This window comes from Aliidiomarina sp. B3213 (genome assembly GCF_003290085.1).
Taxonomy (GTDB): Bacteria; Pseudomonadota; Gammaproteobacteria; order Enterobacterales; family Alteromonadaceae; genus Aliidiomarina.
Genome location: NZ_QMKJ01000001.1, coordinates 402,259 through 417,142 on the forward strand (window position 1 = coordinate 402,259; position 14,884 = coordinate 417,142).

15 protein-coding genes and 4 tRNA genes are annotated in these 14,884 nt (G+C 43.9%); 13 read left to right on the top strand and 6 right to left on the bottom strand.

Annotation, left to right across the window (positions count from 1 at the left end):
- Nucleotides 1–6 precede the first annotated feature (6 nt).
- From DQX04_RS01960 to serS, 4 genes are read left to right on the top strand one after another with little or no spacing between them, the layout of a single operon-like run.
- A complete protein-coding gene (locus tag DQX04_RS01960) occupies nt 7–1,356 on the top strand; it encodes a replication-associated recombination protein A (protein WP_207916208.1) in 1,350 nt (449 codons plus the stop codon).
- Nucleotides 1,343–1,738, top strand: coding sequence for a CrcB family protein (locus tag DQX04_RS01965; RefSeq protein WP_111914119.1), 396 nt, complete (start codon nt 1,343–1,345; stop codon nt 1,736–1,738). Before DQX04_RS01960 ends, DQX04_RS01965 begins: the two co-directional genes overlap by 14 nt.
- 10 nt (nt 1,739–1,748) lie before the next feature.
- The gene (locus DQX04_RS01970; RefSeq protein ID WP_111914120.1) at nt 1,749–2,123 is read left to right on the top strand and encodes a CrcB family protein; all 375 of its coding nucleotides are present in this window, start codon (nt 1,749–1,751) and stop codon (nt 2,121–2,123) included.
- Nucleotides 2,124–2,151: 28 nt separating this feature from the next.
- On the top strand, nt 2,152–3,447 hold the full coding sequence (serS, locus tag DQX04_RS01975) for a serine--tRNA ligase (RefSeq protein WP_111914121.1): 1,296 nt from the start codon (nt 2,152–2,154) through the stop codon (nt 3,445–3,447).
- A gap of 14 nt (nt 3,448–3,461) precedes the next feature.
- Here serS and DQX04_RS01980 read toward each other — a convergent pair whose 3' ends face one another.
- The 4 genes from DQX04_RS01980 to DQX04_RS01995 form a co-directional block, all read right to left on the bottom strand.
- A complete protein-coding gene (locus DQX04_RS01980) occupies nt 3,462–3,791 on the bottom strand; it encodes a TusE/DsrC/DsvC family sulfur relay protein (RefSeq protein ID WP_111914122.1) in 330 nt (109 codons plus the stop codon).
- A gap of 55 nt (nt 3,792–3,846) precedes the next feature.
- Complete coding sequence (locus tag DQX04_RS01985) at nt 3,847–4,188, bottom strand: hypothetical protein (protein ID WP_111914123.1); 342 nt, start codon at nt 4,186–4,188, stop codon at nt 3,847–3,849.
- Entirely contained in the window at nt 4,172–4,528 is a 357-nt protein-coding gene (locus DQX04_RS01990; RefSeq protein ID WP_111914124.1) for a DsrE family protein, read from the bottom strand. Before DQX04_RS01990 ends, DQX04_RS01985 begins: the two co-directional genes overlap by 17 nt.
- A gap of 95 nt (nt 4,529–4,623) precedes the next feature.
- The gene (locus DQX04_RS01995) at nt 4,624–5,286 is read right to left on the bottom strand and encodes a Bax inhibitor-1/YccA family protein (RefSeq protein ID WP_111914125.1); all 663 of its coding nucleotides are present in this window, start codon (nt 5,284–5,286) and stop codon (nt 4,624–4,626) included.
- A 337-nt stretch (nt 5,287–5,623) separates the two neighbouring features.
- On the opposite strand from DQX04_RS01995, the gene DQX04_RS02000 reads away from it, so the two are divergent.
- The 9 genes from DQX04_RS02000 to DQX04_RS02040 all read left to right on the top strand — a co-directional run bounded on the left by DQX04_RS02000 (nt 5,624) and on the right by DQX04_RS02040 (nt 12,471).
- Nucleotides 5,624–5,715: transfer RNA gene (locus DQX04_RS02000), tRNA-Ser, on the top strand.
- Between the two features lie 401 nt (nt 5,716–6,116).
- A complete protein-coding gene (locus DQX04_RS02005; RefSeq protein WP_111914126.1) occupies nt 6,117–7,442 on the top strand; it encodes a DUF2868 domain-containing protein in 1,326 nt (441 codons plus the stop codon).
- Nucleotides 7,432–8,805, top strand: a complete 1,374-nt coding sequence (locus DQX04_RS02010) for a DUF3482 domain-containing protein (protein ID WP_111914127.1) — start codon at nt 7,432–7,434, stop codon at nt 8,803–8,805. The genes DQX04_RS02005 and DQX04_RS02010 overlap by 11 nt, the downstream gene beginning before the upstream one ends.
- A gap of 114 nt (nt 8,806–8,919) precedes the next feature.
- The gene (locus tag DQX04_RS02015) at nt 8,920–9,558 is read left to right on the top strand and encodes a LuxR C-terminal-related transcriptional regulator (RefSeq protein WP_111914128.1); all 639 of its coding nucleotides are present in this window, start codon (nt 8,920–8,922) and stop codon (nt 9,556–9,558) included.
- 78 nt (nt 9,559–9,636) lie between these two features.
- Nucleotides 9,637–11,457: an excinuclease ABC subunit UvrC gene (gene uvrC / locus DQX04_RS02020; RefSeq protein WP_111914129.1), complete on the top strand. Its 1,821-nt coding sequence runs from the start codon at nt 9,637–9,639 to the stop codon at nt 11,455–11,457.
- 41 nt (nt 11,458–11,498) lie between these two features.
- The gene (pgsA, locus tag DQX04_RS02025) at nt 11,499–12,068 is read left to right on the top strand and encodes a CDP-diacylglycerol--glycerol-3-phosphate 3-phosphatidyltransferase (protein WP_111914130.1); all 570 of its coding nucleotides are present in this window, start codon (nt 11,499–11,501) and stop codon (nt 12,066–12,068) included.
- Between the two features lie 134 nt (nt 12,069–12,202).
- A tRNA-Gly gene (locus tag DQX04_RS02030) sits at nt 12,203–12,278 on the top strand.
- 13 nt (nt 12,279–12,291) lie between these two features.
- Nucleotides 12,292–12,365: transfer RNA gene (locus DQX04_RS02035), tRNA-Cys, on the top strand.
- A gap of 19 nt (nt 12,366–12,384) precedes the next feature.
- Nucleotides 12,385–12,471 (top strand) — tRNA-Leu (locus tag DQX04_RS02040).
- A 48-nt stretch (nt 12,472–12,519) separates the two neighbouring features.
- On the opposite strand, the gene DQX04_RS02045 is transcribed toward DQX04_RS02040, so the two are convergent.
- Nucleotides 12,520–12,720, bottom strand: a complete 201-nt coding sequence (locus tag DQX04_RS02045; protein WP_111914131.1) for a hypothetical protein — start codon at nt 12,718–12,720, stop codon at nt 12,520–12,522.
- A 224-nt stretch (nt 12,721–12,944) separates the two neighbouring features.
- Nucleotides 12,945–14,792 (bottom strand): hypothetical protein, encoded by a 1,848-nt coding sequence (locus DQX04_RS02050; RefSeq protein ID WP_111914132.1) that lies wholly within the window; start codon nt 14,790–14,792, stop codon nt 12,945–12,947.
- Nucleotides 14,793–14,884: the final 92 nt, after the last annotated feature.

The window sequence follows — 14,884 nt, forward strand, 5'->3', positions numbered from 1 at the left end:
AGTGCGATGGTTAAACAGATGTCTTTCGCAGACGACAGCCAGGATGCCTACCAACCGCTAGCCGCACGTATGCGCCCAACGAGTTTAAATGACTACGTAGGGCAACGGCATTTAGTCGGTGAGGGCAAACCGCTTCACAAAGCGATTGCCTCCGGCAAACTCCACTCCATGATATTTTGGGGCCCGCCAGGAACCGGGAAAACCACGTTAGCTGAAATGATGGCTAGCCAAGCAGATGCGCACGTTGTAAAAATTTCTGCGGTTACTTCCGGTGTCAAAGATATTCGTGCTGCGATTGAGCAAGCTAAAAGTGTTCGTGGACAATATCAAACCATGCTGTTTGTAGATGAAGTTCACAGGTTTAATAAAAGCCAACAAGATGCCTTCTTACCGCACATCGAAGACGGAACGGTCGTTTTTGTCGGGGCTACCACCGAAAACCCTGGTTTTGCATTAAATAACGCACTCCTTTCACGGGCGCGTGTGTATCGTTTAAAAGCTCTTGATGAAACAGACATCGAAAACCTTATTCGCCGAGCTTTAACTGACACAGAGCGCGGCCTTGGCGACAAAAATTTATCGATTGATAACGATGCGGTTGAATTCCTTCTGCGTATTACAGCGGGCGATGCGCGAAAGTCGCTGAATTACCTAGAAATAGCTTCAGACTTTATTGAAGGCGATGCGGGTGTAATAACTAAGGCGCTTATTGAAGAAGTGAGTGGCGAGCGTGCTATTGCTTTTGACAATGGTGGCGACGCTTATTACGACCTTCTTTCCGCCTTTCATAAGTCGGTTCGCGGCTCTTCTCCAGACGGCGCTTTATATTGGTATTGTCGATTTTTAGCTGCCGGTGGTGAGCCACTAGTCATAGCAAGAAGGTTACTCGCTATCGTCTCAGAAGATATAGGTAATGCGGACCCAAGAGCGATGCAGCTCGCCATGAATGCTTGGGATACGTTTCATCGAGTGGGGCCTGCTGAAGGCGAGAGGGCAATTGCTCAGGCAACAATTTATTGCGCAGTTGCAGCAAAAAGCAATGCTGTGTACCAGGCATTTAACACCATGATGGCAAAAGTGAAGGAAGGGCCTGACTACCCGGTACCACCACATTTGCGGAATGCTCCAACGAAAGTACATGAAGCTGAAGGTTACGGGCAGTCTTACCGCTATGCGCATAATGAACAGCATGCGTACGTTCCAGGTGAGCGGTATTTGCCAGGCGCGATGGCTGAACAGGCGTTCTACCAGCCTTCTGACCGCGGTCTCGAGGCGAAAATAAAAGAAAAATTGGAGTGGTTGAAAGGGCTAGATCAACAAAGCGAATGGCATAGGCCTTTGCATGATGACGATTAATGGAACGTTACTACTATGGGGAACGCTTGGTGGCGGGCTAGGCGCTTTGTGCCGCTATACCAGCGTTTATAGCTTCTCTCGGCTCTCTCGGCTTTTTTGGTTGGGGAATCTCGCTGCAAATATACTCGGTTGTTTTTCTTTGGGGCTGTTCCTTAATTTTTTAGATTTTGATCTTAATAACCTCACTGCTGCACAGTTTTTCTGGTTGGGGGCTATCGCGGGTTTAACAACGCTGTCGGGCTTGTTTATCGATGGGCAAAAGCTCTTGGTACAAGGTCGTAGTGCAATATTTCGCTTTATCTTTGTGTCTGTTGCTACTGGTTTAGTTGCATATTCAGCAGGGTTTTACGGGTTTTCATGGCTTCATACAGGCTTACAGTAGGAGCTATGCAATGACGACGTACATGAAGTCTCTCGGTTTTGTATTTGCTGGAGCTATAATCGGAAGCTTGCTACGTATTCTTTTTCTTACTTTTGAGACAGAATATTTCCCTTTTATGCTGCTCCTCGTTAACATATTGGGTTGTGGCTACGCAGGAACAATAGTGCAGTTTTGCCGCACAAATAAATTGTCCTCGCATTGGTTTCAATTCCATGTTGCAGGTATTGCTGGCGGAACGACTACATTCGCGGGTTTTGTCTATGAACTTATGGTTTATGGGCAGCAACAGGAATACGTTTATATTGGGTTTTGGTTAGCAGCCACGCTGTTATTATGCACAGCGGGCTTTTTGTTAGGTTTGCACGTAGGCAAACGCTTGGAATAATTGAAGTAGTAAAGTTAGGAACTCTTATATGTTGGACGCCAGTCATTTCCGTGAAGGAATAGAAGAAACTGCGAAAAAATTAGCGCGCCGAGGATTCACTCTCGACGTGGAAAAACTGAAAGGCTTAGAAGCAGAACGTAAGTCCATACAGGTTAAAACCGAAACCCTGCAAAGTGAGCGTAATAGCCGCTCTAAAATGATTGGTAAGGCGAAAGCGCAAGGGGAAGACATTGCACCTTTGCTGGCAGAAGTAGGCGACCTTGGCGACCAATTAGACGCAGCCAAAGCTCAACTCAGTGAAGTACAAGCTGCGATACAAGACATTATAGCGGGTGTGCCAAACCTTCCGGACGAGAGCGTGCCCGATGGTGCAGACGAAAGTGAAAATAAAGAAATTGCGACTTTCGGTGAAGTTCCATCATTTGATTTTGAAGTGGCAGACCATGTAGACGTGGCGGCTAAGCTTGCAAACGGTTTAGACTTTGAAACCGCAACTAAGCTTACAGGTGCTCGATTTGTTGTTATGCGCGGCGCAGTAGCCCGTTTACACCGTGCTTTAGCTCAGTTCATGCTCAACACTCATACCGAAGACAATGGTTATACAGAAGCCTACGTGCCTTATATTGTGAATCACGACTCATTAATGGGTACAGGGCAGCTTCCTAAGTTCGGTGAAGACTTGTTTCATGTAGACGGTGAAAGCCAAGATCGTGTTGCAATGTCACTTATTCCTACTGCTGAAGTGCCGCTAACCAACTTCGTACGCGACGAAATTGTTGACGAAGAGCAATTACCTTTGAGGTTTACAGCGCATACACCATGTTTCCGTAGTGAAGCTGGTTCTCATGGTCGCGACACGCGTGGTTTAATTCGTCAGCACCAGTTTGACAAAGTAGAGCTAGTGCAAGTAGTTAAGCCAGAAGAGTCTATGGATGCTTTAGAGGCTTTAACGTCGCATGCTGAAGGTATTTTGCAGGCGCTAAACTTACCTTATCGTAAAGTACTGTTATGTACAGGCGATATGGGCTTTGGCGCAACAAAAACATATGACCTTGAGGTATGGTTACCCGCACAGAATGCGTACCGTGAGATAAGTTCGTGTTCTAACATGGGTGATTTCCAAGCTCGTCGTATGCAGGCTCGTTTTAGACGTAAAGGCGCAAAGAAACCAGAACTTTTACACACCTTGAATGGTTCTGGCTTAGCAGTAGGGCGTACACTGGTTGCAGTACTTGAAAACTACCAGCAAGCCGACGGTTCGGTTGTTATTCCTGAGGTATTAAGGCCTTACATGGGTGGCATTGAACAAATAAAACCAGAATAGTTATAAAAGTAGCCTTAAATACACTTTGCGGGTTTGGGTAAACCCGCAATTCGTGTGGCTTGCTTTGCTGGACCTTTAGGGAACAAACTGTATAAATAGCGGCTGTTCCCTTTATCTTCGCCTAGCTTCTTCGCTACGGCTTTAACAAGCACCCGCATAGCCGGGCTAGTATCGTATTCTTGGTAAAATTCACGGACAAAGTTAACCACTTCCCAGTGCTCTGGTGAAAGCTCAATGTTTTCTAAAGTAGCGATGTGTTCAGCAAGCGTTTCATTCCACTGCTCAAAATGAAGTAGGTATTCATGTTTGTCGGTTTCATAGGTGCTGCCATTGACTTCAAACACTTTGCTGCTTTCCTTTTCTTTCCCAGTTAAAAACAATGCCCAATTTAATGCTCAGTTAAAAACAAATGTGATGCTTAGAATTAGAGTGTAACTGGTCTAGTTCGTGATCTGTAATGGTTTTAATATCCTCGAGGGCAGTTTCTTCCGGTGGCTGCAGATTCAAAAGGAACGCCGTATCTAAATCAAAGATGTCCTCAAGCATTGGTAATTTCTTATAACGATCGCTGTACTCGGACTTTAGATCGAGAATTTTTACAGCTGACGGTTCAAATACTACAGCCACAGCAATGTCCATACTCAACGCAGCAATGATCATGTCGACGGCTTCTCTAGCACTCGATGTATCAGCGCCAGAGCGAATCGTGAACAATACGGTGTATTTAAAATTGTTCGACATGATCAGCCTCCACTAAACGGCTCATAAACTCTGTTAATCCACCGGCTTCAAAGCCTTGTGCTAGGTTTGCGTTAAGCTCTGGTGGAGCTACCAAACCATAATGAGCGCCCACTGTTGCACAGGCAACAAGGGGAGCTTTCAAGTTTAACCATTGTTGTTGAAGTGCCTGAATTGCTCCATCGATGTGATCGTTTCGAGCAATAACTGTACTTGGACCATAAAAAAACACCTGAACTAGCGAGTCTTGATTCGATGTGATTTCGTGCACGCGCTTAAGTGCCTGTTGCATTTGCTCTTGCTCACTTGGAGCCGACTTCACCAATAAAATATAAGATGCCATAACACGCTCTTAAATAAATAATGAACTTAGTTTACTGCTTTCGAAGGCATAAAAAAACGCCCCGAAGGGCGTTTTTAAAGGACTTAATCTAGCGTTTAATCGTCGCCGCCGAATGCTGACAGTAAGCTCAGCAAACTCACGAAGATGTTATAAATAGATACGAACAACGTCGTGGTTGCGAGAATGTAGTTTCTTTCACCACCGCGAACTATTTCGCTGGTTTGCATTAAAATTGCACCAGACGAGAACAGTATAAATAGGCAGCTCAGTGCCAAGCTAAGTGCTGGAAGCTGCAGAAATATATTCGCTACAATACCGATCAGTAGTACAAAGAAGCCGGCAACCATCATACCGCCAAGAAAACTCATATCTTTCTTAGTAGTAAGAATGTAGCCTGAAAGCGCAAAGAATATAAGTGCAGTACCACCCATAGCAACCATAACGATGTCGGCACCACCATTAGCTACAACCATGTTCAATATTGGTCCAATGGTGTAACCCATGAAGCCTGTGAGTGCGAATACAAACGCAATACCTGCGCCACTATTGGCTGTTTTATGAATGGCAAATAGCAAGCCATAAAAGCCAACAATCGTAATAAGGAACCCAGGATACGGTAGGTTCATCATGCCGCTAATACCGGCTACAACAGCACTGAAAGCCAATGACAGCGCTAGCAGGGTATATGTGTTCCGCAGTACTTTATTGACGGCCAGGGTAGATTCGCGGCCTGCCGTTTGCACTGTTGGATTGTTCATGAGTCGCACTCCTTAAAGTGTTATTTACTTCTATTACTCAAAATTAGAGACTTCATAGTATCAGAAGTTCCCGAATCTTGGGTATGGACTAAAAATTATTTTGTGTAAATAAAGTGGGGGCAATACTTCTACTTTTAAAGGTATTGGGAGGAACAAAGTCAGAACCGGCTGAGAATCAAAAGAACACGTTAAAATTTGCTTAATGATTGTTCAAAAACGGATTCTTCGTATAATTTGTAAGCAAATAGTCATTTTTCTTCAATTTTTCCTTTACAAGCCCTCTGTGGCTCATTATTATTCACGCCGTCTTCAACGAACAACACGAAGACAACAATTCGGAGAGGTGGCAGAGCTCGGTTTAATGCACCTGACTTGAAATCAGGCGTAGGTTCATCCCTACCGGGGGTTCGAATCCCTCCCTCTCCGCCAAATACAAAAGAGACCGCCTATATGGCGGTCTTTTTGTATTTGTAGGAAAAAGAAAGGGACTTGGTTCTAACCACGGTTCGACAAAACGGCAGGACAGCCGTTTTGCACGTTAATTTCCGAAGGAAATAACGCCCGAAGGGTTCGCGCCAGGACGGCGTGAATGAATCCCTCCCGTATGGTTAACTCTACAGCGGAGCAGGACAGCCGTTTTGCACGTTAATTTCCGAAGGAATTAACGCCCGAAGGGTTCCCGCCAGGACGGCGCGAATGAATCCCTCCCGTATAGCTAAAGGTTTACTCGGGGCTTTTTCTTTATTGGCGTTCGAGAAAGGGACTTGGTGATATAGCTCTCCAATCCCCTGTGTGTTAGCTTTAAAGCAAACAAACAACCTTAAGCACGCATGCCGAAGCAAAACCTCTCATTTTCACATCACTGGCTACTTAATGCCGTTTACGCATTGAGAAAAGATGCCATTAAAAAGCCATTCCAAATACCGTCGCGCGAGAGCGAAACTACGACTCAAGACAATCAGGCTGCGCACTGTGAATATTGGTTAGAGCACAATACGGCTCTTCAAGACATTAGAAACGCACAGCATCAGGTCGAGAAGTTTGCTAAGTCTATAATTCTTGTATTTGCGGTCTTATTCTTTATTTCGGGAATTGCATTGGTAAACAGTGTTCTTTCAGGCTCGCAAGACGTATTGAATGTTCCGGCGCTGTTGGTCACCACCATTGGCGTGAACACAATCTTATGTGTAGTTTGGCTAGTCAGTTACTTTATGTCCGCGAGTAGAGGCCGAGGACTAGGTGGCTGGCTTATGGCCAAAATACCCTTCCTAGTGAGTAAGTTCGGTAAAAAGTCGCAATTGTTAGCGGGGGTGGGTAGTCAGTATTTATCTACGTTAACGGAACTTAAGCTTGCGAAGCTCACTTTTGCCGTCATTACGCATACCTTATGGAGTGCTTACCTTGTCGGCATTTTACTGGCCATATTCTTTCACATGTTATTTGGCGAATACTGGTTTGTTTGGGAAACCACACTGCTGAACCAACAACAACTACAAACACTACAGCATATCGTGGGAGCTGGAATGTTCTGGTTTCAACATACAGATTTAACGGCGTTAGAAGTAGGTGGTAACCGCATGGAGCACCAGTTTGCCGCGGTTTGGCTGCTCAGCGCGATTATGTTTTATGGGCTGTTGCCTCGGGTTATTGCGCTGTCTTTGGTCTTTGTCGTTCGGAAAATGAAATTATCAGCGAAGTTCCTTTGGAGTTCAGACAAACCAAGTTATGTTTTGTTTAACCAGTATCATCTGCAGAACAGCAGAGTAACCGACTTAGATACTGAGTTAGCTACCCAACATAAAGTTAGCCAGTTTTCAAAAGTAGGCGAGGGCAGTGTTTGTTTTGCTTTAGAAGATAAAGTATCAAGTTTGGCTCCTGATGATATGCAAGACCTCGGGGTGATTAGCTCACGATCTCAACTTCAACAGGTTGCAGATGAACATAATGCTCCTTGGGCGGATGTCTTGGTTTTCATACCTAGCCAGCTTTCTCCTGATCGCGGCAATTTAGCGATTTTGGAAGAAGTCTGCGGTCATGCTAAATCGGTAGAATTTCAACTTGTACCGCAGCAAGAGCATTATGCAGAAGTTTGGCGCAGCTGCATTGAAAACCGCGAATCGCTTGCGGGTTTAAAGGAACAAACTCATGGAATTTAACACCGTGGATATTTGTGTCGTTGGTCATACAAACGCAGGTAAAACGAGTTTGCTGCGAACGCTACTTCGGCAAAAAGACTTTGGTGTTGTGGCCGCTATGCCAAGCACGACAAGAGACGTTGTAGGTACTGAAACTAAGGCACCCAGTGCTAAGACGCTGAAATGGCACGACACTCCGGGCTTGGAAGAAAGTAGAGAATTGTACGATGTCATGCGTAATGGAACACCTGAGGATTTAAAGCATGACGGGCCAGGGCAGGTGAACTATTTTTTACAACAAGAAAAGCTCGTCACACGTTTCTCTCAGGAAAGTAAGGTACTGAAACAGTTAATGCAAAGCCACGCTGCTCTCGTGGTTATCGACACACGTTCATCCGTGTTGGAAAAGCTACTAGACGAACTATCCATTTTAAAACTCAGTGGTATTCCGCTTATACCTGTATTGAATTTCTCAACGATAAAAGATGACGTTAAGCGTTGGGAAGAGGCTTTACGGAAGATGAGTATTCATAACTTTGTCGTCTTCGATACTGTTCGCACGCCTCCGTCGGCTGAAGAGGAATTGTTTGAACAATTGGCAAGTGTGTTACCTAAGTTTAAAGAAGATTTCAAAGCTCACCTTGAATACCGAAGGCAGGCGCAAGTGAGTCGTGTTTCCGAGTCTTTGCTACATGTTGCTGACTTAATCGCTGAAGTAGGAACGTTGTACGAAATCGCTGAAAAAAATAAGCAGTCATCGATTCAAACTGAACTTGAAAAGCAGGTTCAATCTTTCGAATCTAAATATACGCTTAAAATCTTAGACATCTTTGGCTTTACGGCGAGTGACGCACGGCTAGCTGCATTACCCATGATGAAAGGTCACTGGGACGACAATGTATTTGACCCAAGTACATGGAGCAAGTTTGGTAAAAGCGTAGCTGCCACGACAGCAACCGGTGGTGCAGTCGGACTAAGCATAGACGTAATGACGGGCGGCTTAAGCTTAGGTCTGGGTACACTTATTGGTGGTGCGCTAGGTGTAGCGTACGAGAGTGCTGGGGCATTTGGTGAGAGAGTCAAGGCAAAAATAGCTGGAAAACAGCTGTTTACGGTAGATAAAGCCGTTCTGGAAATTATTACAACACGCGCAATGTTGCTAATAAATGCACTGCAGAAGCGTGGATTAGCGGCGCAACAATCCGTAGAGATCGAGTTTGATCAACAGCTGGATCTGTCCCCGCTTAGCGGCAGTTATCGTACATTAAAGCGCAACTTGAACTGGTCAAAGGAAGACCTTGAGTTGCGGTTAGTGCGTGATAAATACAATGCTTGGCGAACTAAGTTTCAAGAAAGCTTGCACACTGTAATGAAAGAAATGTGAACTAGACATGACGTCTATTTGAATTTCATAAAACTGTAATATATTGTTAAGGAGTTGTTACTATTTAAACGGTTGTTGTTTAAACCGCTATCTAACTAACTACAAGGACGTAATATGCGAGATATAATTTTAGCCTTACCCAAAGGTGTGAATAGCTCTGGCGTTGTGGCGCAGTTAACAGAGCACCGTTGGAATATTCTATGTGTGGCTTCCTGCCGACAGCAATTGCTCGACGCGCTTAAAACAGCGCCTAAAGCTGTTGTCATTTTAAGTGAGCGATTCGAAAACGCTACGTTACATAGCTTAATGAGAACAATTTATCGCCTACATCCTAGAGCGAATCTTATTTTGTGGACGTTTTCTTTAGCCTCTGCGTTAGACTTCAAATATCGCCACCCCGCAATTGTCGGTTATTACTACCGAACGGTAGAAACTCAGGAGCTATTGCGCGGCTGCCAAATTGTGGCGCTAGGGCAACGTTTTGCCTCACCGTATTTAACCAAAGCTTTTAAGCGTTACCGAAACTACAAAGACGACTCACAAATATACGCAGGCTTAAGCATTCGTGAAATTCAAATCTTTCAAATGATTACCGGGGGTATTACAGTCGCAGAAATAGCGGAACGTCTCGTGATTTCTCGGAAAACGGTCAATACATTCCGTTATCGATTATTTGAGAAGCTTAATTTAAAAAGCGACGTTCAATTAGCGCACTTAGCCATAAAACAGGGGCTAATTGAGCCCCAATATTAACCGCATAAAACCACGACACTCTTTCTTGCTTTTGGTAAGCTATAGCTCAGTTTTAACAAAGATTGAGTGTCGCTTTTCATGTCAGAGAACTTTGATTCTCAAAAGTTTCTTGCCTCTTTAACGCATCAACCGGGCGTGTACCGGATGTATGATGCCAACCAAGAAGTAATTTATGTAGGTAAGGCAAAAAGTCTGAAGAAAAGGGTGTCTAGCTATTTTAGAAAGCAGGTCGATTCTGTTAAAACCCAAGCATTAGTGAAGAATATATGCGCCATGGACGTTACGGTTACAAACACCGAGTCTGAAGCGCTTATTCTCGAGAATAGTTTTATTAAGAAATATCGCCCGAAGTACAACGTGTTACTACGTGACGATAAGTCTTATCCCTATATTTTTGTTTCAGCTCACCAGCATCCTCGTATTGCATTTCATCGTGGTGCGCGAAGAGAAAAGGGCGACTACTTTGGCCCGTTTCCTAATGGCCATGCGGTTAGAGAAAGCTTAAAACTGATTCAAAAAATTTTCCCGGTGCGCCAATGTGACGATAGTTACTACCGCGCGCGCAGCAGACCGTGCCTGCAGCATCAGTTAAAACGATGCTTAGCACCCTGTGTAAATATTTGTACTGATGACGAATATCAAGAGCAAGTGAACTTAGCGCGTATGTTCTTACGGGGTAAGAACCAAGAGGTTATCGACGAGCTGGTGAAGTCTATGGAAGGTGCCAGTGAAGAACTTAACTTTGAGAAAGCGGCGAGCCTTCGTGATCAAATAATTGCGCTCCGTGCTGTGCAAGAAAAGAACGCTGTGAGTGGTGGCCAAAGCGAACTCGACGTTATAGGGGTTTGGCGTGAAAGTGGAACTACTTGTATCCATTTGCTGTTCATTCGTGGTAACGGTGTGCAAGGAAGTCGCAGTTACTTCCCGAAAGTGCCTGCAAACACGCCGCTAGACGAAGTACTCGAGTCATTTGTTCTACAGTTCTATTTGAACCAGCAGCAGGGTAGAACCGCACCTAGTGAAGTGGTCATCGACTTACCAAAGGAAAATGCGAAAGCACTTTCACAACAATTGAGCGAAGCGTTACAGCAAAAGGTTGTGTTTAGCACCCAAAGCAGAGGTGACAGAGCGCAATACGCCGCTTTAGCGAACAAGAACGCCATGAATGCGGTACAAAGTAAGCTAGGCGAAGCCTCGGTTATGCAAACGCGCGTAGAGGCCTTACAGAAGCTTGTGGGCGACAAAGCTGATGTGCAGCGAATGGAGTGCTTCGACATATCCCATACCATGGGGGAGGAAACGGTTGCGTCTTGTGTCGTGTTTAATCGTGAAGGCCCAGCCAAGTCTGACTACCGACGATACAACATTAAAGACATAACGCCCGGCGACGATTATGCTGCCATGTTGCAAGTGCTCACGCGCCGCTACCGTAATGCCATTGAACAAGAGAACGTGCCCGATATTGTATTCATAGACGGCGGTAAAGGGCAGTTAACTCAGGCTGAAACATACTTTGAAGAATGGCCAAAACCGCCCTTGCTGATTGGTATAGCAAAGGGCGAGAGCCGTAAACCTGGGTTGGAAACCTTAATATTTGGATTTAGCCGGGAAACACATCATTTGCCGGCAGACCATCCTGCGCTGCATTTAATCCAATATATTCGAGACGAGTCTCACCGCTTTGCGATTACAGGACACCGACAACGCCGCGCTAAGGTGAAGAAAACCTCGCGTTTAGAAGAGATTCCTGCGGTAGGCCCTAAACGCAGACAAAATTTATTGAAATATCTTGGTGGCATTCAGCAAGTGAAAAACGCTAGTATAGAGCAGTTAGCAAAGGTACCAGGCATTAGCAGGGAACTAGCTGAAACCATTTATTACGCATTGCGCGACGAATAAACGAATTGTTTCGCAAACGATTACTACAGGACAAGACATTCATGCAGTGGAACGTGCCAAATATACTGACAAGCTTCCGAATTGTACTTATACCCGTATTTCTTGCGGTCTTTTATATGCCAATTCCGTATGCCACGTTTTGGGCAGCGGTTATTTTTGTATTAGCGGCGATTACTGACGGGCTAGACGGCTATATTGCACGTAAACTTGATCAACACACGCAGTTTGGCGCTTTTCTTGATCCTGTCGCCGACAAAATTATGGTTGCTGCGGCGCTTGTCGTCGTGGTTGAGTATCACAACTCCCTGTGGGTCACGATACCGTCTTTGATTATTATTAGCCGCGAACTTGCTATTTCAGCACTACGCGAGTGGATGGCTGAAATAGGGAAGCGCGACATAGTTGCGGTGTCTTCTTTGGGTAAAATTAAAACGACAGCTCAAATGATTGCGTTAACCGCTTTGTTGTGGGACGCGCCGCTCGTGTTGTGGGATGTACAAATTATTAAATTTATTGGCGTTGTGGCGTTATATGTAGCCGCTATCTTTACGTTTTGGTCTATGGTTCAATACATGGTTCAGGCGTGGAAAGCCCTTACTGGCGCCAAATAAAGGTTAAATTATATACCTTTGAGCCAATTTTTAGCCAAACAGTCACAAAATCGCAATTTATAGTTGACTGATTCTATTCCGTAGGTAGAATGGCACCGCGTTTGGCACTCGCCAACGCAGAAACTGAAAATGTTGCGAGTATAGCTCAGCTGGTAGAGCGCAACCTTGCCAAGGTTGAGGTCACGAGTTCGAACCTCGTTACTCGCTCCAACATTTCAAGTCTGGCGGGTTGGCAGAATGGCTATGCAGCGGATTGCAAATCCGTGGATCTCGGTTCGACTCCGGGACCCGCCTCCAGACTTAAAAAATTGTGTTTGCCCGGGTGGTGGAATTGGTAGACACAAGGGATTTAAAATCCCTCGCTGGTAACAGCGTGCCGGTTCAAGTCCGGCCCCGGGCACCATTTACTTGAAAGTCTAAATCTCTACGAAGCTCCTGATTTCTTCTTGCGTCAGTCACTATCGTTATCGTCGTCTGTACCAATCATCTCGATTTTTGTTTCTCCCAAAGACACCCAGTTGTTAGAGCCAACTTCAAATGATACTTCATGTTCAAACAAGCTCATTTCTATTTGCAGGGTGGGTTGAGTCAGTTCTACCGTTTCTTCCCAATCCTCCTCGAATTTAAGCCTACATTGCTCTAAGTACTTCATCGTGGCTTCCGGGGTAACGGTTATTTGTAGTTGTTGTGGCGTTGTTTTATTTCTCTAGATTATTAAGCTCTTAAATACGTTAACAGAGGCCTGCGACAGAGAGTGTCACAGGTCTCCTCATAAAAGATGCTTAATTAAAGGGCGGGTGGTTGATCAAGTTAATTTGCTAATTGACCAACCAGATATTTGAAGTGATTAGCTCTCTGGAAAAACGAATTCAACATCTAGATGTTTTTGGCTATAAGATTTGCTTTCAATAGACCACCTTTAGTAAATAACTTAGCGGAGAATTTAGGATTCCTTCTAGCTTTGTACGCATCTAGGATTTTTTTCAAACCACCAGCTTCTAATAGGGATATGTTGACTTCAGTATCCATTTCCGCTGCTTCCACAAAATCCTGAGAGAAAGATGGAGCCACAATAAGCACCTGAGCAACCCTTTTGCCTAAGCTTTCACACCGGTTAACATATGCTTTAACTTGTCTCGATGTTGTTGAGTACTTAGCAAAATCGCCATTTTTGCAGGTTTTAGCCTCTCCAATTATTACGTCGTCCTCGCTAAGTGAAATAATTATGTCTGCTTTATCTTTCGCTGTATTTATACTTCGTCTTACATCTTCATCGATGTCTAAACCGAGTTGTTCAAAGATACTTTTAGTAACCTCCTCAAATTTCAAACCGATTTCTGACTCGGTAATACTAATATTTTGTTCTCGAAGGAGGTTCACATCTCGTTGTGCCAAAGCTTCATAATTGTCGATGAGCTTGTCATTCGCGTTTGCAAACGCTTCTAAAATATTCTGACGCAGATTGCCTCGTTTTTTCGCTCCCATACTTTCGATAATAGTTTTCACTTCATCGTTAGTTAACATATACAAGATATCATGAGGAGTAATGCTTAGAGCTCTTAATGTTTCAACGTCAATTTCTTGATTGTCTTCAACTTCAAAATTACTTCTAACAAGTTTAGGAAGATCTTTGAAGTGTGTTTCTAGTTGTGCGTACATTTCTTTGTATCCAGACGCACTCAGAGCGCTAAACTCTCGATCTGTTGAATTGTTAAGAGAGTCAACTATCAATTGAATTCGATCGTCCAAAGTTGTTCCTATTTTGTCTAAATCGATATTCAGATCTTCGATTAGTGTTTTAAGTCTTTCTTTTTTATTGGTTAAATTACTGTCATCGCCATGTAAGTCTTCCGATAATATTTGCTTTAGAGAAACTCCCATTCCGAGTATGTTATCTATCTTATCTTTACGCTCTACACCTCGAATTTTGCGGTCATGGGCCTTAAGTATGTTAGAAAGTTCTGGGTCTGAAAACGTCCTGAGAATGCGTTGGAAGTGTTTTGTAGATACGTCTTTGCCTTGAATGTTATTGAGAATTTGTACTAATTCATCGGGAACGAAGACTATTTGAGTTTTTCTACTGAGAAAAAGTATGCCAAGCTCACGAAGATTATTAAGTGCATCTTGAACACCATTTTTTGGGATTGGGTTTATTAGATGTTCTATTGCAGCCTGTTCATCGCTCCCGATATCGAGCTTTTTGGCTAATAAATTCAAGATGCCGCGTTCATCATCTGTTATTTTTGCGTCGCGATTATTTCGCTGATCGTTTAAGTAGGCTTCTCTAACACAAGAGTAATAGATGTCATATTCTTTAACTCGTGGGTCTATGTCAGAGGTTTGGTCAATACTTTTTAATGACGTTCCCAATTCTTTGGCGTGCTTGTTGATGAGCTTCCACTCTCTATCATATAAGGTTTCTATCCATGAAAGTCTTGCTATGCAGTTTCCATCTCTACTGAGAATGTTTGTTAACAGCGTTGCTTGAGTTCCAAGAAGGGCTAATTGCTCTTTTATTTCTCTCTCAAAATTAGACGAGACAAGATTAAAGAGTTGTGTAATTTCGACACTCGACGCGTTCTTAATTTGCCCATCGATCTTGTTAACGCGACTGGCCAATGCCTTATCATCAGCCATCACATCAGTGCACATTCTGTCAATTACATTAATAAATTTAGATTTTTCTACCTGATTGACTAACCCTAAAATTCCGCCAAGCTTCATAACAACTCCATGTTTACTATTAATTGATAATAAACTTACCGTATAGAAGCATCTTATAATGGTCAATAGGTTAAATAATAAACAAATGACTA